Here is a 22,116-nt window from a genome sequence, read left to right as displayed (position 1 = left end):
GCGTGCCGGCGATCGATGCGGTGCCGCCTAGCGCGGCACCCACGTCATGACATGGGTCGCGACGAGGGCGAGCGTGCCGTCCTCCTTGCGTACCTCGACGGGGCTGACCGTGCGCGCGGCCGTCTCGTCCACCGTGCCGACGGTGTAGGTCGCGGTCAGCGTCTCGCCCGGATACACCGGCGCCACGAAGCGCACGCGGTCATAGCCGAGCGAGAGGGCGACGCCTTCCGCACCGCCCTCGCGCGCGCGCCTCGCGATCATCGCCGCGACCGTGCTGCACAGCCCCAGCACCAGCGCGCCGTGCGCGATGCGGCGGCCGAGCGGGGTCGTGCGCGCATACGCCTCGTCCATGTGGATCGGGTCGAAATCGCCGGTGACGCCGGCGAACAGCACGAGATCGGTCTCGGTCAGCGTCTTGCTGAACGACACGCTGTCGCCGGGTGCGACGCCGAGCCGCACCGCGCTCACTCCGCCGCGCGGGCGAGGGCGGCGAGTCGCGCCGGTGGGGGTCGCGCCGGGCGCTGCGCGAGGTCGGCGGCGAGGCCGATCCGCGCCGCGCCGAACAGGCGCGGGTCCATGCGGCGAAGCTGCGGCGAGACGAGCGGACGGAACGCCATCGCGCCGACCACGTCGCGTTCGAGATCGGCCTCGGGCGCGATCTCGATCAGCTCGACCCCCTCGGGGATCAGACGGAACACCGCGCGCTCGGTGACGATCAGCACCGTCTGGCCGCGTTCGCGCGCATAGGCGCCGCTGAAGGTGATCTGCTCCACCTGGCGCACGGCCTTGGGCGCCCCGCCCTTCGCCGCGAGCGTGCCGCCGAAGATCACGCGCCTGGCGTGCTGGCTGATGTTGATGAAGCCACCGGGCCCGACGATGCGGCCGCCGAAACGCGAGACGTTCACGTTTCCCGATTCGTCGAACTCGGCGAACGACAGGAACGCGAGATCGAGCCCGCCGCCATCGTAGAAATCGAACTGGTAGGGCTGATCGAGCGTCGCATCGGGGTTCATCGCCGCACCCGCCTCGTTGCCCGAGGCCGGCGCGCCGCCGACATGGCCCTGCTCGTTGGTCAGGCAGACGCGGTCGAGCACGCCCTCCTCGGCGGCGACATTGGCGATCCCGGTCATCACGCCGCTGCCGAGGTTGCAGATCGCGCCCGGAAACAGCTCGAGCGCGGCGCGGCGGGCGATGATCTTGCGCGCATCGAGCGGCAGCACCGGGATGTCGTCGAGCGGCGTGCGCACCTCGCCCGAGTAGGCGGGCGAATAGCCGGTCTCGTAGGTCTGGCGCTGGTCCGGCTCGACCACGACCAGATCGACCAGGATGCCGGGGATCTTCACCATCTTCGGGTGCAGCGTGCCGGCGCGCGCCATGCGCTTCACCTGCACGATCACCACGCCGCCGCAGCGCCTGGTCGCCTGCGCTTCCGACAGCATCTCCAGCGTCACCGCCTCCTGCTCCATCGAGACATTGCCGGCCTCGTCGGCGGTGGTGCCGCGCAGGAACGCCACGTCCACGTGGTAGGGCTTGTAGAACAGATACTCCTCGCCGCGGAACGTGACGAGCTCGACCAGATCGTCCTTCGCCGACGGGCTCTGCCGGCCGCCGCCATGGCGCGGATCGACGAAGGTGTGCAGCCCGGTCTTGGTCAGCAGCCCCGGCCGGCCGGCCGCCATCTCGCGCATCAGCTGCGACAGCGCGCCCTGCGGCAGCGTCCAGCCCTCGATCTCGTCGCGCAGCGCCATGTCGGAGATCTTCGGCGAGTTCACATAGGTGCCGGAGACCACGCGCTTCAGCAGCCCGCGATGCGCGAAGTGATTGGCGCCGAGCGAGACACCGTCGCCCAGGCCGACGGGATGCAGCGCGGTGATGCCGCGCGGCTCGCCGGTGGCGAGGAAGCGGCGCTCCAGCGCGGCCATCAGCGCCTCGGGCACCGCGTGCCCGCCGCCCGATCCGCCGATCAGCAGCGTGTCGCCCGAGCGGACGACCTCGACCGCCTCGTCCGCCGTCACCCGTCGCATCGCTCGCCCGCTGTCCGTTTCCTCGCGCGCGAGGCTAGCGACGTCGCGCCGAGGGGGTCAATCTGGGAGCACGGAATGGCGCCCGGAGGACGATGCATGGACGGCGAGGTGCGGCTCGAGGTGACGGACGGCGTGGCCGAGCTGGTGCTCGACCGGCCGGCGAAGCACAACGCGGTGACGCCGGCGATGGCGGCGGCGATCGCGGAGCATGCGCGACGGATCGACGCGGACGACGCGATCCGTGCCGTGCTGCTGCGGGGGGCCGGCACGCGCGCGTTCTGCGCCGGCAGCGATCTCAACGCGCTCGCCGCCTATCCGGATGCATGGTCGTTCCGCAACCGTGTGGTGTACGAGGCGGCGATCCGCGGCATCCGCAAGCCGGTGGTGGCGGCGCTGAAGGGCTGGGCGCTCGGCGGCGGGGCGGAGATGGCGCTCGCCTCGGATCTGCGCATCGCCGCCCGCTCGACGCGCATCGGCTTCCCGGAGGTGACGCGCGGCTGGGTCGGCGGCGGCGGGGCCTCGCAGATGCTGCCGCGACTGATCGGCTACGGGGCGGCGATGCGGTTGCTGCTCACCGGCGAGCCGGTGGATGCCGAGGAGGCGCTGCGGCTGCGCCTCGTCGAGCAGGTGGTGGACGATGGCGCGGAGGAGGAGGCCGCGCGGGCGCTCTGCCGCAAGCTGGCGGGGTTCAGCCCGATCGCCGTGCAGGCGGTGAAGGCGTCCGTGCGCCAGGCGCTGGAGGCGTCGCTCTCGGCCGGGCTCGCCTACGAGAACGAGATGAACGTGCTGTGCTTCGCCGCCGGCGACCACCGCGAGGGCATCCGCGCCTTCGCCGAGAGGCGCGACGCCGCGTTCAGGCGCTAGAGCAGATCGCACACGGCTGGACTCATACCCGGCGCACGAAGGTTTCACCTTCGTGCGCCGGGTATGAGGCCTCCTTTGGCGCGCAGCCGCCACACCAGCCCTGCGCGCGATACCGGGCTGCCAACGGTCAAACCTTTGGCAGCCCGGTATCAGCCGTATGCGTGAAGCTGCTCGCAGGGAACGACCAGAGCGGTTTCCGCTCATGTGGAAACCGCTCTCTGCGTGCGCCAGACCATCATGTCGTTCTCGCCCCGCTGCACCACCTCGCCGCGCTGGTTCGTCAGCGTGACCTCGATCGTGACGATGCCGCGATCGGGCTTCCTGGTCTCGCGCTTGCCGACCACGCGGATGCGCGCGGCGATGCGGTCGCCGATCAGGATCGGCCCGGTGAATGCCCAGCGCCAGCCGAGCGAGACGATCGCCGCGAGCCGCACGGCGGCACGGTTCTTCAGCCCGTCCGCGAGGGCGAGGCCGAGCAGCCCGTGCGCGACACGGCCCGGATAGCCGATCGAGCGCGCATAGTCGTCATCGACGTGCAGCTCGTAGAAATCGCCCGTCAGTCCGGCGAAGCCGAGCACGTGGTGCTCGGACACGGTGATGCCGGGGGTGTCGTAGGCGAGCCCGACCTCGATCGCCTCGTAGCGGAGGGCCTCGCTCATAGCCGGTGCAGATGCAGCCCGCCGTCGATGTGGAACGCATCGCCGGTGGTGAAGGGGAGGTCGCCGGCGGCCAGCGCCGCGATCGCGCGGCCGACATCCTCCGCCTCGCCCCAGCGGCGGATCGGCGAGAGCCCGGCCTCGATGCGCGCGGTGTAGCGCTCGGCGACCGGCGCGGTCATGTCGGTGCGGATGACGCCGGGGCGGATCTCGTGCACGGCGATCCCGGCCTCGGCGAGCCGGACCGCGAACAGCTTCGTCACCATCGAGACGGCCGCCTTGGAGACGCAGTACTCGCCGCGATCCACCGCCGGCATGAAGGCGTTCGCCGAGGAGACGAACAGCAGCGAGCGCGGCCCGCGCCGGGGCGCGTCGGGTGCGACCATGCGCCGCGCCGCGGCCTGGGCGAGGAAGAACGCGCCGCGCGTGTTCACGTTCAGGCAGCGGTCGAACGAGGCTTCGCTGACGTCGAGCAGATCGCCGCGCGCCATCGCGCCGACGCCGGCGTTGCTGACCAGGCATTCCAGCCCGCCGAAGGCGTCCCAGGCGGCCTCGACCAGCGTGGCGTGCGCCGCGGTGGCCGCCACGTCGGCCGCCAGGAAGCGGAACGATCCGCCGGCCGCGATCACCGCCGCCTCGGTCTCGGCCGCATCGTCGTCCGACAGATCGGCACCGACCACATCGAAGCCGCGCGCGGCCAGCGCCGCGCAGGTGGCGCGGCCGATCCCCCGGCGCGCGCCGGTGACGAGGGCCGCGGGTCTCATGCGAGCAGGTGACGCGCCATGATCATGCGCTGGATCTGGTTGGTGCCCTCGTAGATCTGCGTGATCTTGGCGTCGCGGTAGAGCCGCTCCACCGTCACGCCGCGGATATAGCCCGATCCGCCGTGGATCTGCACGGCATCGGCCGTGCGCGCCACCGCCGCGTCGGACGCGAAGCACTTGGCGAAACTCGCCTCCAGCGTCGCGCGCCGTCCGGCATCGAGCAGCCGTGCCGCGTGGCGCACCATCAGCCGTGCCGCGTGCGTGTCCTTCGCCATGTCGGCGATCATCCACTGCACGGCCTGGAACTCCGCGATCGGCTTGCCGAACTGCACCCGCTCCTTCGCATGGGCGATGCTCTCCTCCAGCGCGCGCTGCAGAATCCCGACCGCGAGCGCGCCGATGCCGACACGGCCCTTGTCCAGCACGCTCATCATCAGGTGGAAGCCGCGCCCGTCCTGGCCCAGCAGGGCGTCGGCCGGCAGGCGCACCTCGGCGAAGGACAGGCCGCCGACGGGCGAGGCGCGCTGGCCCATCTTGTGCTCGGCGCGCAGCCGGGTGACGCCGGGTGCGTCGAGCTCGACCAGGAACACGGCCATGCCGCGATGCCCCGCCTCGGGGTCGGTGCGCGCGAGCACGACGGCGAAGTCGGCGAGCGGCGCCATGTGGATCCAGAGCTTGCCGCCGGTCAGCACCCAGCCCGCGCCGTCGCGTCGCGCGGTGGTCTTCAGCGCGGCGAGGTCCGACCCGGCACCCTCCTCGGTCAGCGCATAGGCGCAGCGCCGCTCGCGCGCGAGCAATGGGCGGAGGTAGCGCGCCTGCTGCGCGGGCGTGCCGTGCTCGGCGAGCAGCGTCGCGACCAGTTCCACCAGGCCGACCTGATCCGCGACCGAGGCATAGCCGCGCGCGAGCTCCTCCATCACCACCGCATAGGCGAGCACGCCGGCCCCCGTGCCGCCGAGCGGCTCGGGCAGGGTGATGCCGAACAGGCCGAGGGAGGCGATCTCGCGGTAGAGCTCCTCGGGGCAGGTTTCCGACTCGTCGAGCTCGCCCGCGCGCGGGAACACGCGCGCGTCGGCGAAGCGCCGCACGGTGTCGCGCAGCTGGGCGAGCGATGGGTCAAGCTCGGGATCGTCGGTCGCGATCGCGCCGTCCGGCATCACGGTTCCCCCGGGAGCCGGACCTCGGCCCGGCAGCGCATCGTGGCCGAGACGCCAGCCCCCGTCCAGCCACCCCGTCTGGCCGCGCGCCGCGCGGTGGTGCAGGCTGACAGGCGCGGAGGAGGAAACGCATGACGGACAGCGTCGCGCTCGACGGCAAGGTCGCGATCGTCACCGGCGCGGGCTCGCGCGGCGAGGGCGTGGGCAACGGTCGCGCCACCGCGATCACGCTCGCCCGCCGCGGCGCGCGGGTGCTGCTCGCCGACATCGAGCGCGACTGGATGGCCGCGACCGCCGCAACGATCGCGGCCGAGGGGGGCGAGCACGCGATGGTCACGGGCGATGTTTCGGAGCCGGCGCAGTGCCGCGAGATCGTCGCCGCCGCGGTGGCGCGCTGGGGGCGGCTCGACATCCTGGTGAACAATGTCGGCATCTCCGGCCCGCCCGGCAACGCGGTGGAGGTCGATCCCGAGGCGTGGGACCGGGCGATGCGCGTCAATGTCGGCTCGATCATGCTGATGGCGAAACACGCGATCCCCGAGATGCGCAAGGCGGGCGGCGGCGCGATCGTCAATCTGTCCTCGGTCGCCGGGCTGCTCGCCGGGCATCCGGGCCTGCTCTATGCCACGAGCAAGGGCGCGATCGTGCAGATGACGCGGGCGATGGCCGCGCATCACGGGCCGGAGGGGATCCGCGTCAACTGCATCGCGCCGGGATACGTCTATACGCCGATGGTGGCGGTGCGCGGGCTCGACGAGGCGGGCCGCGCGGCACGGCGCGAGGCCACGCTGCTCAAGACCGAGGGCACGGCGTGGGACGTCGCGGAGGCGATCGCGTGGCTCGTGTCGCCGGCCGCGCGCTGGGTGACCGGCATCACCCTGCCGGTCGATGCCGGCACCTCCGCCGGCAGCACGACTCTCGCCTCGCCCAAGCCGATCTGAGCGGCTGTTCCCTCGCACCGTGAGCCCGGCTCCGCGCGTCTCGACCCTCGCGCCGTTCCGCCAGCGCAGTTTCCGCTTCCAGTGGCCCTCCGATCTCGCGACCTCCTGGGCCTTCGAGATGGAGACGCTGATCCTCGGCTGGTATGTGCTGACCGAGACCGGATCGGTCGTGCTGCTCAGCCTGTTCGGCGCACTGCAGTTGGTCGGCACGCTGATCTCGCCGCTGTTCGGCGTCGCCGGCGACCGCGTCGGGCATCGCCGGGTGCTGTGCGCGATGCGCATCGTCTACGCGGTGCTTGCGGCGATCCTGACCACGCTCGCGCTCACCGGCACGCTCAGCCCGGCCGCCGTGTTCGCGGTGACGGCGCTCGCGGGGCTGGTGCGCCCCTCGGACATGGGCATGCGCAACGCGCTGATCGGCGCGACCATGCCGCCGCCGTTGCTGATGGGCGCGCTCTCGATCGAGCGCACGAGTGCGGACTCGGCGAAGATCGTCGGCGCGCTGAGCGGGGCCGCGCTGGTCGCGGCGCTCGGCACCGGGCGGGCCTATCTCGTCGTCACCGGGCTCTATCTGCTGGCCTTCGCGCTGACGCTCGGCGTCCAGGAGCGGATCACGCGCCGCGCGGGCGGCAGCGTCACCTCGCCCTGGCGCGAGCTTGCCGACGGCGTGGCCTATGTGCGCACCACGCCTTCGCTGCTCGCGGCCATTGCGCTCGCGTTCCTGCTGAACTTCGCCGCCTACCCGATGTCGCAGGGATTGATGCCCTATGTCGCGCGCGAGGTGTACGGCACGGACCGCACCGGCCTCAGCTATCTGCTCGCGAGCTTCGCCGGCGGCGGGCTCGCGGGCTCGGTGCTGCTGAGCGCGCGCGGCGGCGTGGTGCCGCCGGCACGCACCATGCTGGTGGCCGCCGCGCTGTGGTTCGCGCTGCTGCTCGTGTTCGCGCGCGTGGAGGTCGCGGCGCCGGGCATGGCCCTGCTGGCGCTGGCGGGGTTCGTGCAGAGCTTCGCCATGGTGCCGCTCGCGGCCGTGCTGCTGCGCGTCGGCAATCCGCTCTTCCGCGGCCGCGTGATGGGGCTGCGCATGCTCGCGGTGTACGGGCTGCCGGTGGGGCTGCTGGTGGCGGGGCCGCTGATCGCGGCGATCGGCTTTCCGGGCTCGGCGACCATCTATGCCGGGTTCGGCCTCGCCAGCACGGCGGCGATCGCGCTGTTCTGGCGCCGGCATCTCTGGCCGCTCGACGCGCCGGCGAATGCGCGCCAGGGCTGAGCGTCAGGCGGCCGGGACCTCGGCGGCCACCTCGGCGAGCAGCGCGTAGGAGCGCTTGCGCGCGTCGTGATCGAAGATCTGCGCGGTGACGATCAGCTCGTCTGCGCCCGTGCGCGCGACGAACTCGGCGAGCCCCGCGCGCACCGCAGCGGGCCCGCCCACCACGACGATGCCGAGCGACGCCTCGATCACCGCGCGCGCCTGCGGATCGAGCCGCTCCATGAAGCCCTCCACCGGCGGCGGCAGCTTGCCCGGTCGGCCGGTGCGCCGGTTCAGCAGCGCCTGCTGGTGCGAGGAGAACAGCAAGCGCGCCTCCGCATCCGTCTCGGCCGCGACCACGTGCATCCCGAGCATCGCGTGCGGCGTCGCCAGGCGTTCCGACGGGCGGAAGCGCTCGCGGTAGAGCGCGAGGGCCTGCATCATCTGCGCCGGCGCGAAGTGCGAGGCAAAGGCATAGGGCAGGCCCAGCGCGGCCGCGAGCTGGGCACCGAAGGTCGAGGAGCCGAGAATCCAGACCTCGACCTGCTCGCCGGCGCCCGGGGTTGCCACCACCGCCTGGCCGGGCACGGGCTCGCGGAACCAGTCCATCAGCTCCATGACATCCTGCGGGAAGGCGTCCTCGTCCGAGGCGAGGGTGCGGCGGAGCGCCCAGGCGGTGCGCGGGTCGGTGCCGGGGGCGCGGCCGAGGCCGAGATCGACGCGGCCGGGATGCAGGGCCGCGAGCGTGCCGAACTGCTCGGCGATCACCAGCGGCGCGTGGTTCGGCAGCATCACCCCGCCGGCGCCGATGCGGATGCGCGCCGTTCCCGCGCCGACATGGGCGAGCGCGACCGCGGTCGCGGCACTGGCGATGCCCGGCATGTTGTGGTGCTCGGCCATCCAGTAGCGGCGGTAGCCGAGCGCCTCGGCATGGCGGGCGAGGTCGAGCGCGTTGCGCAGCGCGTCGCCGGGGCGCTGTCCTTCGGCGATCGGGGCGAGGTCGAGGACGGAGAGCGGCACCATGGGTCGGATATGGGCGAGCCGCCGATATCCGGCAACCGGCTACAGGATCTGGCTCAGGAACAGCCGCGTGCGGTCGTAGCGCGGGTTGGCGAAGAACACCTCGGGCGGCGCGCCCTCGACGATCTCGCCCTGGTCCATGAAGATCACGCGGTCGGCGACCTTGCGCGCGAAGCCCATCTCGTGCGTCACCACCATCATGGTCATGCCGGACTCGGCGAGCTCGACCATCACCTCCAGCACCTCGTTGATCATCTCGGGGTCGAGCGCGGAGGTCGGCTCGTCGAACAGCATGATGCGCGGGCGCATGCAGAGCGCGCGCGCGATCGCCACGCGCTGCTGCTGCCCGCCCGAGAGCTGGAGCGGGTACTTCTTCGCCTGTTCGGGGATGTGCACGCGTTCGAGCAGGCTCATCGCGATCGCCTCGGCCTCGGCCTTCGGCAGGTGCTTCACCCAGGTGAGCGCGAAGGTGCAGTTCTCCAGCACCGTCATGTGCGGGAACAGGTTGAACTGCTGGAACACCATGCCGATGTCGCGCCGGATCTCCTCGTCCTTCTGCGCGCTCTCGCCGAAGGCGCGGCCGTGGATGACGACCCGGCCCTCCTGCTGCTGTTCGAGCTGGTTGACGCAGCGGATCATGGTGGACTTGCCCGAGCCCGAGGGGCCGCAGACCACCACCTTCTCGCCCTCGGCGACCTGGAGATCGATGTCCTTCAGCACGTGGAAGTGGCCGAACCACTTGTTCAGCCCGATGAGCTCGATCGCCGGCACCCCGGTCCGCGTCGCGGCGGGCGCGAGCGTGGCCGCCGCGCCGCTCATCGCCGCTGCCCCGCACCGAGCTTGCGCTCGAGGTTCAGGCTGTACTGCGACATCAGGAAGCAGAACACGAAGTAGATCATGGTGATGAAGAAGAACGGCTCGAGGAACAGGCCGAGCCAGGTGGTGTCCTCGCCGACCGCGCGCGCCATGCTGAGCAGGTCGAACAGGCCGATGATCGAGACGAGCGTGGTGTCCTTGAACAGGCCGATGAAGTTGCCGACGATGGTCGGGATCATGATCCGCAGCGCCTGCGGCATGATGACCAGCGCGGTCGATTGCCAGAAGCCGAGCCCCACGGCGGAGGCCGCCTCGTACTGGCCGCGCGGGATCGCCTGCAATCCGCCGCGCACGATCTCGGCCATGTAGGCGGCGGCGAACAGGCAGACCGCGACGATCGCGCGCACCAGCCGGTTCACCTCCACGCCCACCGGCAGGAACAGCGGCAGCATCGTGTTGAACATGAACAGGATGGTGATCAGCGGCACGGAGCGGAACAGCTCGATGAAGGCGGTCGAGCAGAGGCTGATGAAGGGCATCTGCGAGCGCCGACCGAGGGCGAGCATCACGCCGGCGGGCAGCGAGAAGGTGATGCCGAACCCGGAGATCACGAGGGTGAGGAAGAGCCCGCCCCAATAGCGCGTCGAGACCTCGCTCAGCGACCATTGCGTCGTCACGCCGACCGCAACCAGGTAGAGCACGGCGTAGGCGATCCGCGCGCGTGTGCGCGTCGCCGCCTCGTCGTCTTCCGGCGCGCCGGTGAGGCGCGCGACGACGGCGCCGAAGGGCAGCCCGGTCGTGCGCTCCGACAGCGTGGTGAGCCAGACCCAGGCGAAGGCGGCCATGCCGAGCGCGATCAGGGCGGTCCAGAGCAGATCCTTGGCGCCGCCATGGAAGAAGTAGGAGGCGAGGAAGGGGTAGAGCAGAACGGCGCTGAGGCCGATGCCGACCTTCGACCTGACGCGCGGGAGCCACAGCGGCAGCGCCCACGCCACCAGGATCAGGAAGGCGATGTTGATCCGCCACACCTGATCCTTCGGGTAGAGGCCGTAGAGCAGGTTCGGAATCCAGGCGATCACGCCGGGCCAGCAGGCCCCGGCACGGCCGACGCGGTCGAGGCATTCGCGGCGGTTCGACGCCTCCCATACGGCGTCCACAAGCGCCCAGTTGATGATCGCGGTGAAGAACACGATCGCGATGTAGGCGCCGAGCAAGGTCAGCAGCGCATTCGAGACCGAGGAGAACAGGTTCGCGCGCATCCAGCCCAGCACGCCGATCGACGAGGTGGGCGGCGGCCGTTCCGGCTTCGGGCGGAACACCAGCGGCTGGTCGGCGGCGGCGAGGCGGGCTTCGTCGGGCATGCCTCAGCGCTCCGTGATCTGGACGCGGCGGTTGTAGAGATTCATCAGCAGCGAGACGCTGAGGCTGACCGCGCAGTAGAACGCCATGGTCATCGCCACGATCGGGATCGCGCGGCCGGACTGGTTGAGCGAAGTGTTCATCCAGACGCTGACCAGATCGGGGAAGCCGATCGCGATCGCGAGCGAGGAGTTCTTCGTCAGGTTCAGGTACTGGCTGATCAGCGGCGGGATGATCACGCGCAGCGCCTGCGGCAGGATCACGAAGCGCATGATGCGCGAGGGCTTCACGCCGAGCGCGCGCGCCGCCTCCGTCTGGCCGTGGCTGACGGACTGGATGCCCGCGCGCACGATCTCGGCGATGAAGCAGGAGGTGTAGATCGCGAGGGCGACGATCAGGGCGCAGAAGGTCGGCGGCACCGAGAGCCCGCCGCGGAAGTTGAAGCCGCGCAGCGCGGGAATGTCCCACCCGAGCGGCGAGCCGGTGGCGAGGAAGGTCGCTGTCGGCAGCAGCACGATCAGGCCGACGCCTGCGAGCACCGAGGGGAAGGACTGCCCCGTCGCCTCGAGACGCCGCCGCGCCCAGCGATGGATCGCGACCGCCGCGACGATGCCGAGCCCGAGCGCCACCCCGGTCCAGCCGAACCCGTCCTGCGGCACGGGCGCGGGGAAATAGAAGCCGCGGTTGTTGAGGAAGAACGCCCCGCCCCAGTCGAAGCTCTGGCGCGGCACGGGCAGCAGATTGAAGAAGCCGAAATACCAGGCGATGATCTGCAGCAGCAGCGGCGTGTTGCGCAGGATCTCGACATACCAGCGCGCCATGGTGCGGATCAGCCAGTTGGTCGAAAGCCGTGCGAGCCCCATCACCAGCCCGATCAGGGTCGCGAGCACGATGCCGATCACCGCGACCAGCAGCGTGTTGGCGATGCCGACCTGGAACACCCGGAAGTAGCTGTCGCCCTCGCGGTAGGGGATCAGCGTGAAGACGATGTTGAAGCCGGCGGTGTAGTCGAGGAAGTCGAAGCCGGCCGCCATGCCGCGCTGCGACAGATTGGCGATCGTGTTGGAGACGAGATACCAGATCCCGCCGACCAGGATGGCGGCCGTGAGCAGTTGGTAGAAGATCGCGCGCGCGAAGGAATCGTTGACGAGCGAGGATAGCCTCGCTGTCGCCGCGGCCGGTTGCGCTGTCGCGGCGGCTCTTGCCATGGCCTGCCCTGCCCGGTCTGGTACGCGGAGGAGGACGAGGCGGGATCCCCGCGGAGGAGACTCCGCCGATCAGTCAGCCTGCCTGCCGGATCACCGGAACGGCATGGCGTACATCAGGCCGCCCTTGGTCCAGAGCGCATTCAGCGACTCGTCGCGGGGAATCCCGACCGGCGTGTTGGCGCCGACATGGCGCTCATACGCCTCGCCGTAGTTGCCGATGTGCTTGATCACACGGACCATGAAGTCGTTGGTCAGACCCATGCCCTGGCCGATGTTGCCCTCGACCCCGAGGAGACGCTTGATGTTGGGGTTGTCCGACTTCAGCATCTCATCGACGTTCTTCGAGGTCACGCCCAGCTCCTCGGCCTCGATCATCCCGTACAGCACCCAGCGGACGATATCGCCCCAGTTCTGGTCGCCGTGCCGCACGACCGGGCCGAGCGGCTCCTTCGAGATCGTCTCGGGCAGGATCACGTGGTCGTTCGGGTTGGGGAACGCCGAGCGCCGCGCGGCGAGACCGGACTTGTCGTTCGTGTAGGCGTCGCAGCCGCCGCCGAGATAGGTCTCGACCAGCACGTTGACGTTCTCGTTCGTCACCGACTGGAGCCGCATGTTGTTGGCGCGGAAATAGTCGGCGAGATTGAGCTCGGTGGTCGTGCCGGTGAGCACGCAGACCGTGGCGCCGTCGAGCTGCCGCGCCGATGTGATTCCCGAGGCCCGCGGCACGAGGAAGCCCTGGCCGTCATAGAAATTGACGCCCGCGAACTCGAGGCCGAGCTGGGTGTCGCGCACGGCCGTCCAGGTCGTCGTGCGCGACAGCATGTCGGATTCGCCGTTCGCGAGCGAGGTGAAGCGCACGGCCGAGGTCACCGACTGGTAGCGCACCTTGTCGGGATCGTTGAAGATCGCCGCGGCGACGGCCCGGCACATGTCGACATCCAGGCCCGACCACTTGCCGTCGGCGGACAAGGCATAGAAGCCGGGGGTCGGCAGTCCCACCTGGCAGTTCAGCGCACCGCGCTGCTTGACCTGCGCAAGTGTCTGTTGCGCCACGACCTCCGTTCCGGACATCGCGACGACGACGGCTGCTGCTCCGAGCAGCGACAGACTTTTCTTCATGCGATCCACGCTCCCTGGTTGTGAAGCCCGGACCTCAGCCCGCCGATCATTGAGGCCGATCAGCGTGTCCTGGGCCCCATCTCGGAAGCCTATCCATTTCAACCACTCATGCAAACCATAAACGCAGATCGTCGATCATCGGGTGTCGCGGAACGACGGGCCTCGGGCGCGTGGCCCGGTCAGGTCTCCGGCGCGAGGATCAGCGCGGCGAGCGGCGGCAGGGTCAGCGACAGCGCATATGGTTGCCCGTGCGCCGCCACGTCCTCGGCGCAGACGGCGCCGCCATTGCCGAGATTGCCGCCGCCGTAGAGGCCGGCGTCGCTGTTCAGCACCTCGCGCCAGAGGCCGCCGCGCGGCACACCAATGCGGTAGCCGAAGCGCGGCACCGGCGTGAGGTTGAGGACCACCAGCGCGACCTCATCCCCGGCGCGGCGCAGGAACGCGAACACGCTCTGCTCGGCATCGTCGCCGACCACCCAGGCGAAGCCGTCCGGCGTGGTGTCGTCGCGGTGCAGCGCCGGCAGCGCGCGGCAGGCGTGGTTGAGATCGCGCACCAGGCGCTGCACCCCGGCATGGCGCGGATCGTCGAGCAGCTCCCACGGCAGGCCGGCGTCGTGGTTCCACTCCGTGTGCTGGGCGAGCTCGCCGCCCATGAACAGCAGCGTCTTGCCCGGATGCGTCCATTGCAGGCTCAGGAGGGCGCGCAGGTTCGCCCGCTTCTGCCAGTCGTCGCCCGGCATCTTGCCGTAGAGCGAGCCCTTACCGTGCACCACCTCGTCATGCGAGAGCGGCAGCATGAAGCGCTCGCTCCAGGCATAGACGAGGCCGAAGGTGATCTCGTTGTGGTGCCATTTCCGATAGGCGGAATCGCGCGACATGTAGTGCAGCGTGTCGTGCATCCAGCCCATGTTCCATTTCCAGTCGAAGCCCAGGCCGCCGTGCTCGACCGCGCGCGTCACGCCCGGCCAGGCGGTGCTCTCCTCGGCGATCATCAGCGCGCCCGGGCAGCGCGCATGCACGGTGGTGTTGAGCTCGCGCAGGAACGCCACCGCCTCGAGGTTCTCGCGCCCGCCATGCACATTGGGGATCCACCCGCCCTCCTCGCGCGAGTAGTCGCGGTAGAGCATCGAGGCGACGGCATCCACGCGCAGCCCGTCGACATGGTAGTGCTCGAGCCAGTGCAGCGCCGAGGCGATCAGGAAGGCGCGCACCTCGTGGCGGCCGAAATTGTAGATCAGCGTGTTCCAGTCGCGGTGGAAGCCCTCGCGCGGGTCGGCGTGCTCGTAGAGCGCGGTGCCGTCGAACCGTCCCATGCCATGCGCGTCGGTCGGGAAATGCGCCGGCACCCAGTCGAGGATCACGCCGATCCCGGCGGCGTGACAGCGATCGACGAAGCGCGCGAAACCCTCGGGCGGACCGAGCCGGGCGCAAGGCGCGAACAGCCCGAGCGGCTGATAGCCCCAGGAGCCGCGGAACGGATGCTCCATCACCGGCAGCAGTTCGAGATGGGTGAAGCCCATGCCGGCGACATAGGGCACCAGCTTCTCGGCCAGCCGGTCCCAGTCGTCGAGGCCGGCCATCCAGGATTCCGCGTGCACCTCGTAGATCGTGATCGGCGCATCCGCGGCCTGGCGCCGCGCCCGGTGCGCCATCCAGACATCGTCGGTCCAGGCGAAGGGGCGTGGATCGGCGACGACGCTCGCGGTCGCGGGCGCCCGTTCGGCGGCCTGCGCGACCGGATCGGCCTTGAGCGGCAGCATCGTGCCGTCGGCGCCGATGATCTCGTACATGTAGCGCGTGCCCGGACCGAGCCGCGGCACGAACAGCTCCCACACGCCGGCCTCGCGCCGGAGCCGCATCGGATGCCGCCGGCCGTCCCAGGCGTTGAAGTCGCCCACCACCGAGACGCGGCGCGCATTCGGCGCCCACACCGCAAAGCGCACGCCGGCGACGCCGTCGATCGTCATCGCCTGGGCGCCGAGCGCGGAGGCGAGCCGGCGATGCGTGCCCTCGGCGAGCAGATAGACATCCATCTCGCCGAGCAGCAGGCCGAAACCGTAGGGATCCTCGGTCTCCTGCACCGCGCCGCCCGGCCAGTGGATGCGCAGGACGTAGCGACCCTGCGGCGCGGGACCGGCGAACAGCCCCGCCGGATGCACGACCCTCATCGCGATCGCCGCGCCGTCCGACACGATCTCGACCCGTTCCGCGCCCGGCGCGAAATGGCGCACCTCGCCGCCATGCGGACCGAGCAGCGCGAAGGGATCGCCGTGCTGGCCGGTCACCAGGGCCTGGATCGCGCGATCGGTCATGGCGCGACCCGAGCGGCGAGGTCGAGCAGGCCGCGCAGCGGCACGGGCAGCCATTCGGGGCGGTTGGCTGCCTCGTAGCGCACCTCGTAGGCGGCCTTCTGCACCAGGAAGAGATCGAGCAGCGCGGCTTCGGCCGCGGGCGCGACGATGCGCTGCGGCGCGGCCGCAACGGCGGCGCGGTAGGCATCGAGGAAGGCGCGCGCGGCCGCCTCGCGCCAGGCCGCGATCAGCGCGGCGCGCCGCTCGACGGGAGCCGCGAGCGCGGCCGCGGTCATTTCCGGCGTGGTCGCGACCGCCGCGGCGTAGTCGAAGCTGCGCAGCAGGCCGGCGACATCGCGCAGCGGGCTCGCCTTGGCGCGCCGTTCGGCGAGCGGGCGGGCCGGTTCGCCCTCGAAATCGACGATCACCGCATCGCCTTGCGCGATCAGCACCTGGCCGAGATGGAAGTCGCCATGATGGCGCGTCTTCAGCGCGCCGGCCGCCTTCCTCGCGAGCCGCGGCACGGCCCGGCGCAGCCGCTTCGCCGCCGCGCGCAGCTCGGCGACGAAGGGCCGGGCCGCCTCGGGCACGGCCGCGCCCGCGAGCGCCGCGAGCGCGCCGTCGAGCTGCGCGAGCGTGTCGGCGGACCAGCTCTCGGCATCGCCGGCGCTCGCGCGTTCCGGCGCGAAGTCGGGGTCGTCGCTCGCGCGCGCGAGCACCGCGTGCAGCTCGCCGAGGCGTCGCCCGATCGCCTCGGCGGTCGGCAGGTAGCCCGCGAAGGCATCCGCGGGCACGGCGTCGCTCAGCGCCGCCTCGTCCACGGCGCGGTGCAGCCAGTCGAGCGTCCACTGCCAGCCGTCGCCCTGATTGCGCACGAAGGACTGCAGCAGCATCAGCGTGCAGGGCGTGCCGTCGGGCGCGATCCGCACCACCTCGCCGAGCAGCGCCGGCGCGCCCTCGTAGCCGGCGGCGGTGAGATGGCGCGTCATCTCGGCCTCGGGATGGATGCCCGGGGCGAGCCGGCGCAGGAGCTTCAGCACCACCGCCTCGCCGTGGATCAGCGTGGAGTTCGACTGCTCGGCCGAGAGCCGGCGCGTCTCGGCCTCCGCCGGCAGGTCGAGGCCCGCGAGGCGACCGGTGGCGAGGAAGCGGATCTCGCCCTCCTCGGTCGCGAGTGTCGCGCCCTCGCGCAGGCAGGCGAGCACGGCCGGCACCAGCGCGTCGGAGGCGAAGGCATCCGTCAGGTAGCCGACCCGGCGCACCTGGCGCAGCCGCGACAGCGCGAGTTGCGCGGGCAGCGGGCTCGGCGTGTCCTCGGCCACGGCCGCGAGCGGGATGAAGAACCGCGCCGGCTGACTGTCCAGCGTCGCCTCGGCCTCGGCGAGCGCGACATAGCCGCCGGTGTGCGGCAGGGTCGCGTGCGCGGCGATGCGCACCTCGCGCGGGGTCTCGCCCTTGGCGGCGAACCAGCGGCGCAGCGGCAGCCAGGCGGGCAGGATCTCGCGTTCGAGCTCGCGGCGGACGGCGGGGTTCAGCAGCTCCGTGGCGTCGTTGCGCACCACGATCGTGCGCAGTTCCGGCAGCGGCTCCGGCGCCTTCACGTGCCAGCCCGGCATCGCCATCTCCTCGGCGAGCAGGAACCAGTAGAAGGCATAGGGCGGCAGGGTCAGCAGATAGGTCAGCCGGCCGATCGGCGGGAACGGCGTGCCACCGAGCATCTCCACCGGCACGCGGCCGGCGAGCGCCGAGAGGTCGAGCTCCACCGCCTGCGCCGCGCGCGAGAGGTTGAACACGCAGAGGATCGTGTCCTCGCCCTCCTCGCGCAGATAGGCGAGCACCTTGCGGTTCGAGGGGTAGAGCAGGCGCAGCGTGCCGCGGCCGAACGCCTTGGAGCGCGCGCGCACCGCCAGCATCCGCCGCGTCCAGTTGAGCAGGCTGTGCGGGTCGCGCGACTGCGCCTCCACGTTCACGGCCTGGAAGCCGTAGATCGGGTCCTGGATCGGCGGCAGCACGAGGCGCGCCGGATCGGCGCGGCTGAACCCGCCGTTCCGGTCGGGCGACCACTGCATCGGCGTGCGCACGCCGTCGCGGTCGCCGAGATAGATGTTGTCGCCCATGCCGATCTCGTCGCCGTAGTAGATGATCGGCGTGCCGGGCATCGACAGCAGCAGCCCGTTCATCAGCTCGATGCGCCGCCGGTCATGCTCCAGCAGCGGGGCGAGGCGGCGGCGGATGCCGAGGTTCAGCCGCGCGCGCCGGTCGGCGGCGTAGGTGTTCCAGAGATAGTCGCGCTCCTTATCGGTCACCATTTCGAGCGTCAGCTCGTCGTGGTTGCGCAGGAAGATCGCCCATTGGCAGCCCGGCGGAATGTCGGGGGTCTGGCGCAGGATGTCGGTGATCGGGAAGCGGTCCTCCTGCGCGATCGCCATGTACATGCGGGGCATCAGCGGGAAGTGGAACGCCATGTGGCATTCGTCGCCCTCGCCGAAATAGACCTGCGTGTCCTCGGGCCACTGGTTCGCCTCCGCGAGCAGCATCCGGCCGGGATAGGACCGATCCAGCTCGGCGCGGATCGTCTTCAGGATCGCGTGCGTCTCGGGCAGGTTCTCGTTGTTGGTCCCCTCGCGCTCGACCAGATAGGGCACGGCGTCCAGGCGCAGCCCGTCCACCCCCGCATCGAGCCAGAACCGCATCACTGCGAGCACTTCCTTCAGCACGCGCGGATTGTCGAAGTTCAGATCGGGCTGGTGGCTGTAGAAGCGGTGCCAGTAATAGGCCTGCGCCACGTCGTCCCAGGCCCAGTTCGACGCCTCGGTGTCGAGGAAGATGATGCGCGTCTCGGGGTATTTGTCGTCGGTATCGGACCAGACATAGAAGTCGCGCTGCCAGGAGCCGCGCGGGGCCCGGCGCGCGCGCTGGAACCACGGATGCTGATCCGAGGTGTGGTTGATCACGAGTTCGGTGATCACGTTCAGGCCGCGCCTGTGCGCTTCCTTCACGAAGCGGCGGGCATCGGCGAGGGTTCCGTAGTCGGGATGCACGCCGCGATAGTCGGCGATGTCGTAGCCGTCGTCGCGGCGCGGGCTCGGGTAGAACGGCAGCAGCCAGAGCGTGTTGACGCCGAGCTCGGCGACGTAGTCGAGCTTTTTGAGCAGCCCCGCGAAGTCGCCCACGCCGTCATCGTTCGCGTCGAAGAAGCTCTTGACGTGGAGCTGGTAGATCACCGCGTCGCGGTACCAGTGCGGATCGCGCTCGCTCATGCGGCATGCCCCGCAGGATGGACGCGCCAGAGGCCGAACGGCAGCCCGGCGGGATCGAGCCGGATCTGCTGCATCTTGCCCTGCCAGACGAAACGGTGGCCGGTCATGAGATCCTCCGCGTCGAGCGAGGCGTGATCCGGCAGGCCCCACTCCCAGAGCGGCAGCTCCACCGACGCCTCGCGCACATGATGAGGATCGAGGTTCACCGCGACCAGCACGACGTTCGAACGGTCCGGCGTCGCCTTGCGGTACCAGAGCACGGCGTCGTCGAAGGCGTTGTGGAAGGCGAGGCCGAGATGCGACTGCAACGCCGGGTTGGCGCGGCGGATCGCGTTCAGCCGCGCGATCTCGGCTTTGATGTTGCCGGGCCGGTCGCGGTCCCAGGCGCGCAGCTGGTACTTCTCGGAATCGAAATACTCCTCCTTGCCCGGAAGCGCCGCCGCCTCGCAGAGCTCGAACCCCTCATACATGCCCCAGAGCCCCGAGAGCGTGGTCGCCAGGGCGGCGCGGATCAGGAAGCCCGGCCGGCCCGAGCCCTGCAGGAAGCGCGGATTGATGTCGGGCGTGTTGACGAAGAAGTTCGGCCGGAAGAAGTCGCGCGGCGCGGTGGTGGTGAGCTCCGTCAGGTACTCCATGATCTCGCGCTTCTCGTTGCGCCAGGTGAAGTAGGTGTAGCTCTGGCCGAACCCCACCTTGGCGAGGCGATACATCATCTTCGGCCGGGTGAACGCCTCGGAGAGGAAGATCGCGTCGGGGAACTCGGCGCGGATGTCGGCGATCAGCCACTCCCAGAACGGCAGCGGCTTGGTGTGCGGGTTGTCGACGCGGAAGCTGCGCACGCCCTCGCGCGCCCAGAACCGCACGACGTCGCGCAGCGCCTCCCAGAGCGACGGCACGGCGCCCGTCGCGTAGAACTCGACATTGACGATGTCCTCGTACTTCTTCGGCGGGTTCTCGGCGTAGCGCAGCGACCCGTCCGGCCGCCAGGCGAACCAGTCCTTGTGCTCCTTCAGCCAGGGATGATCGGGGCTGCACTGGATCGCGAAGTCGAGCGCGATCTCGAGCCCGTGCGCGTGCGCGGCCGCGACCAGACGGCGGAAGTCGTCGAGCGTGCCGAGTTCCGGGTGGATCGCGTCATGCCCGCCCTCGGCCGCGCCGATCGCATAGGGGCTGCCGGGATCGTCCGGCCCCGCGGTCAGGCTGTTGTTGCGGCCCTTGCGGTTGCTGCGCCCGATCGGATGGATCGGCGTGAAATAGAGCACGTCGAAGCCGAGATCGCGGATCTCCGGCAGGCGGCGGATCACGTCGGCGAAGGTGCCGTGGCGCGTCGGGTCGCCCGACTGGCTGCGCGGAAACAGCTCGTACCACGAGGCGAAGCGCGCCTCGCGCCGCTCGGCATCGACCGGGTGCTCGACACTCGTTGCCGCGAAGGGTCGGTCGTCGGCCGCGCGCATCATCGCCGCGGTGCCGGGGTCGAGCAGCAGCGACAGCCGGAGCGCGCCGTCGGCGGTCGCGAGCCGGTCCGCGAGCGCGGCGAGCGGCCCGCCGGCGCGCCTGGCCGCGGCCGCGACGAGGCGCATGCCCTCCTCGAGCTCGAGTGCCAGGTTCAGCCCGGCCTCGTGCTTCTTCTCGAGCTCCACACGGAACGAGGCGAAGGCGTCGCGCCAGGCGACGATGCGGAACACGTGGCGGCCGAGACGCGCGAGCGGAAAGGCGCCGCGCCAGCGATCGTTCGCGTCCAGCGCGAGCGGGGCTTCGCGCCACGCGGTCTCGTCGGCCGCGCGGTACTGGATCACCGCGGCGAGCGTGTCGTGACCGTCGCAGATCAGGTCGGCCTCGACCTCGACCAGTTCCCCGGCGAGGCGCTTCACCGCGAACCGCCCGCCATCGACCGAGGGCGAGACCGCCTCGATGCCGATGCGCGGCAGGCGCGCAGCCGAGGTCGCGGGCCAGGGGGCGCCGTCCGGTGCGGGGCCGTCGGCGATGCCGGGCGCGCGCACAGGCTCGGTCGGAACGGCGCGGTAGAGGCGCGCCTCGCCGGGACCGAGCACGATCGGCACGCCCGGTGTCAGCGGCGCGCCGTGCGCGGGCAGCACCGGCACCGCAGCGGTGAACCGGCCGCCGAGTGCGGGCAGCAGCAGCGCCGGATCGACACCGGTCGCGGTCGTGTCCGAGGCATTGGCGATGGTCAGGCGGAGCGCGCCTGCGGTGCGCGTGTCCGGCCCGTCCGCGCGCATCAGCGCGACGACCTGTGCGCCCGGGCCGGCGAGGCTGCGTGCGGCCCCGCCCTCGGCGGCGGCGGCGTTGGCGGCACGCAGATCGGCCGAGACATCGAAGCCCGCGCGCTCGCCGGGGCCGTGCGGATCGAGATCGCCGGGCCGGTCGCGCACGGCGTCCCACCGGCGGGTGAAGCCCTTCTCCCACCCCATCGGCACGATCAGTCCGCAGCCGAAACCGGCGGCGATGCGCAGGCGCCGGCGCGCGGCGATCGCGCCCTGTTCGCCCTGCGGCAGCGCCGGCTGCGGCGCGAAGGGCGCGCCGACGACGGCGAGCGCCGGCGCGACCGCGGCGAGGCGCTGCGCCTCCTCGGCCCACCAGCCGGCGCGCAGGTCCCACCAGGCGAGGCTGTCGGCCGTGCGCGTGAAGCCGAGCCCGGCGAGGGAGGCGATCGCGGGCGCCGGCACGCCCGGGGTCCAGGCAAGCCGTGCGGCGGGGATGTCGGCGGCGAACAGCGCACGCCAGAACGAGGTCGGAACGGCATGCGGGGCGAGGCAGCGCAGGCCCGCCACGCCGGCCGCGCGCCAGCGCGCGAGCCGCTCGGCCCACCACGCGGCGAGCGGTTCCGCGGCCTCGGGCCTGGCGCGGCGCATGCCGGCACCGGGCAGATCGCGCCGCGGATCGAGCGGGCCGGCCATGCCGGGCGCCTCGAACCAGTCCGGATGCGTGCGCACCAGCACGCCCGCCTCGGGCGCGCGATCGGTGACGAGGTCGAGCCACAGCGCGAGTCCGTGCCCGCGCGCGCTCTCGCAGAGTCGCGCCAGTGTCGCATCGGCGTCCGCGGTCGCGGCGAGGATCGGATGCGTCCGGTCGTGATCGGCCGTGCGGAACAGATCGCCGGTGCCGTCCGGCGCGAATATGGGCGGCAGCAGCACGGTGTCGAAGCCGAGATCGGCCGACTCGGCGAGGACAGGATCCCAGGCCGGCAGCGGACCGATCAGCAGCGGATGCAACGCGCGCACGCGCGGCGGCGGCGATGCCGGCGCGGATGCCGCGACCTGCTCTTGCGCCACGGTCCTTGTTCTGCGTCGCGATGGCGTGGCGCCGCCCTCGCGATCCAGGCTTCGTATCGTCATTCCCGATGCTCTCCCCGTCCAGGCTCGGGTTTCGG

The 22,116-nt window shown here is 71.3% G+C and carries 16 protein-coding genes; 3 read left to right on the top strand and 13 right to left on the bottom strand.

All coding sequences use genetic code 11. The features are described from left to right. Window positions 1-27 precede the first annotated feature (27 nt). Together F563_RS0113645 and F563_RS0113640 are read right to left on the bottom strand one after the other, a co-directional pair. Window positions 28-459: a MaoC/PaaZ C-terminal domain-containing protein gene (locus F563_RS0113645; RefSeq protein WP_019015239.1), complete on the bottom strand. Its 432-nt coding sequence runs from the start codon at window positions 457-459 to the stop codon at window positions 28-30. 5 nt (window positions 460-464) lie between these two features. Further along, complete coding sequence (locus F563_RS0113640; RefSeq protein WP_019015238.1) at window positions 465-2,024, bottom strand: acyl CoA:acetate/3-ketoacid CoA transferase; 1,560 nt, start codon at window positions 2,022-2,024, stop codon at window positions 465-467. A 96-nt stretch (window positions 2,025-2,120) separates the two neighbouring features. Between F563_RS0113640 and F563_RS0113635 the strand changes: the two genes are divergently transcribed. Next, window positions 2,121-2,888 carry an enoyl-CoA hydratase/isomerase family protein gene (locus tag F563_RS0113635; RefSeq protein WP_019015237.1) on the top strand — a complete coding sequence of 256 codons (768 nt, stop codon included), beginning with the start codon at window positions 2,121-2,123 and terminating at the stop codon, window positions 2,886-2,888. A 200-nt stretch (window positions 2,889-3,088) separates the two neighbouring features. Here F563_RS0113635 and F563_RS0113630 read toward each other — a convergent pair whose 3' ends face one another. The 3 genes from F563_RS0113630 to F563_RS0113620 are packed head-to-tail and all read right to left on the bottom strand — an operon-like array spanning window position 3,089 to window position 5,465. Further along, on the bottom strand, window positions 3,089-3,547 hold the full coding sequence (locus F563_RS0113630) for a MaoC family dehydratase (protein ID WP_019015236.1): 459 nt from the start codon (window positions 3,545-3,547) through the stop codon (window positions 3,089-3,091). Further along, window positions 3,544-4,308 carry a 3-ketoacyl-ACP reductase gene (locus F563_RS0113625; protein ID WP_019015235.1) on the bottom strand — a complete coding sequence of 255 codons (765 nt, stop codon included), beginning with the start codon at window positions 4,306-4,308 and terminating at the stop codon, window positions 3,544-3,546. The genes F563_RS0113630 and F563_RS0113625 overlap by 4 nt, the downstream gene beginning before the upstream one ends. After that, on the bottom strand, window positions 4,305-5,465 hold the full coding sequence (locus F563_RS0113620) for an acyl-CoA dehydrogenase family protein (protein WP_019015234.1): 1,161 nt from the start codon (window positions 5,463-5,465) through the stop codon (window positions 4,305-4,307). The genes F563_RS0113625 and F563_RS0113620 overlap by 4 nt, the downstream gene beginning before the upstream one ends. 131 nt (window positions 5,466-5,596) lie before the next feature. Between F563_RS0113620 and F563_RS0113615 the strand changes: the two genes are divergently transcribed. Together F563_RS0113615 and F563_RS0113610 are read left to right on the top strand one after the other, a co-directional pair. Beyond that, on the top strand, window positions 5,597-6,406 hold the full coding sequence (locus F563_RS0113615) for an SDR family NAD(P)-dependent oxidoreductase (protein ID WP_019015233.1): 810 nt from the start codon (window positions 5,597-5,599) through the stop codon (window positions 6,404-6,406). A gap of 19 nt (window positions 6,407-6,425) precedes the next feature. Further along, window positions 6,426-7,676: an MFS transporter gene (locus tag F563_RS0113610; RefSeq protein ID WP_019015232.1), complete on the top strand. Its 1,251-nt coding sequence runs from the start codon at window positions 6,426-6,428 to the stop codon at window positions 7,674-7,676. Between the two features lie 3 nt (window positions 7,677-7,679). Here F563_RS0113610 and F563_RS0113605 read toward each other — a convergent pair whose 3' ends face one another. The 8 genes from F563_RS0113605 to F563_RS0113570 form a co-directional block, all read right to left on the bottom strand. Further along, window positions 7,680-8,678, bottom strand: a complete 999-nt coding sequence (locus F563_RS0113605; protein ID WP_019015231.1) for an LLM class flavin-dependent oxidoreductase — start codon at window positions 8,676-8,678, stop codon at window positions 7,680-7,682. Window positions 8,679-8,717: 39 nt separating this feature from the next. Further along, complete coding sequence (locus F563_RS0113600; protein ID WP_019015230.1) at window positions 8,718-9,494, bottom strand: amino acid ABC transporter ATP-binding protein; 777 nt, start codon at window positions 9,492-9,494, stop codon at window positions 8,718-8,720. Beyond that, entirely contained in the window at window positions 9,491-10,852 is a 1,362-nt protein-coding gene (locus F563_RS0113595; protein ID WP_019015229.1) for an amino acid ABC transporter permease, read from the bottom strand. Before F563_RS0113595 ends, F563_RS0113600 begins: the two co-directional genes overlap by 4 nt. A gap of 3 nt (window positions 10,853-10,855) precedes the next feature. Further along, window positions 10,856-12,058, bottom strand: coding sequence for an amino acid ABC transporter permease (locus F563_RS0113590; protein WP_019015228.1), 1,203 nt, complete (start codon window positions 12,056-12,058; stop codon window positions 10,856-10,858). A gap of 90 nt (window positions 12,059-12,148) precedes the next feature. Further along, a complete protein-coding gene (locus F563_RS0113585) occupies window positions 12,149-13,177 on the bottom strand; it encodes an amino acid ABC transporter substrate-binding protein (protein WP_019015227.1) in 1,029 nt (342 codons plus the stop codon). Window positions 13,178-13,356: 179 nt separating this feature from the next. Beyond that, entirely contained in the window at window positions 13,357-15,489 is a 2,133-nt protein-coding gene (gene glgB, locus F563_RS0113580) for a 1,4-alpha-glucan branching protein GlgB (RefSeq protein WP_019015226.1), read from the bottom strand. Continuing rightward, on the bottom strand, window positions 15,486-18,728 hold the full coding sequence (gene treS / locus F563_RS0113575) for a maltose alpha-D-glucosyltransferase (protein ID WP_019015225.1): 3,243 nt from the start codon (window positions 18,726-18,728) through the stop codon (window positions 15,486-15,488). Before treS ends, glgB begins: the two co-directional genes overlap by 4 nt. Further along, window positions 18,725-22,018 (bottom strand): alpha-1,4-glucan--maltose-1-phosphate maltosyltransferase, encoded by a 3,294-nt coding sequence (locus F563_RS0113570; RefSeq protein WP_019015224.1) that lies wholly within the window; start codon window positions 22,016-22,018, stop codon window positions 18,725-18,727. The genes treS and F563_RS0113570 overlap by 4 nt, the downstream gene beginning before the upstream one ends. Window positions 22,019-22,116 lie beyond the last annotated feature (98 nt).

It is taken from the genome of Elioraea tepidiphila DSM 17972, assembly GCF_000378465.1.
GTDB classification, from domain to species: Bacteria; Pseudomonadota; Alphaproteobacteria; order Acetobacterales; family Acetobacteraceae; genus Elioraea; species Elioraea tepidiphila.
Note: the sequence above shows the minus strand (reverse complement) of the source record. Positions and strands in the feature narration are given on the sequence as shown.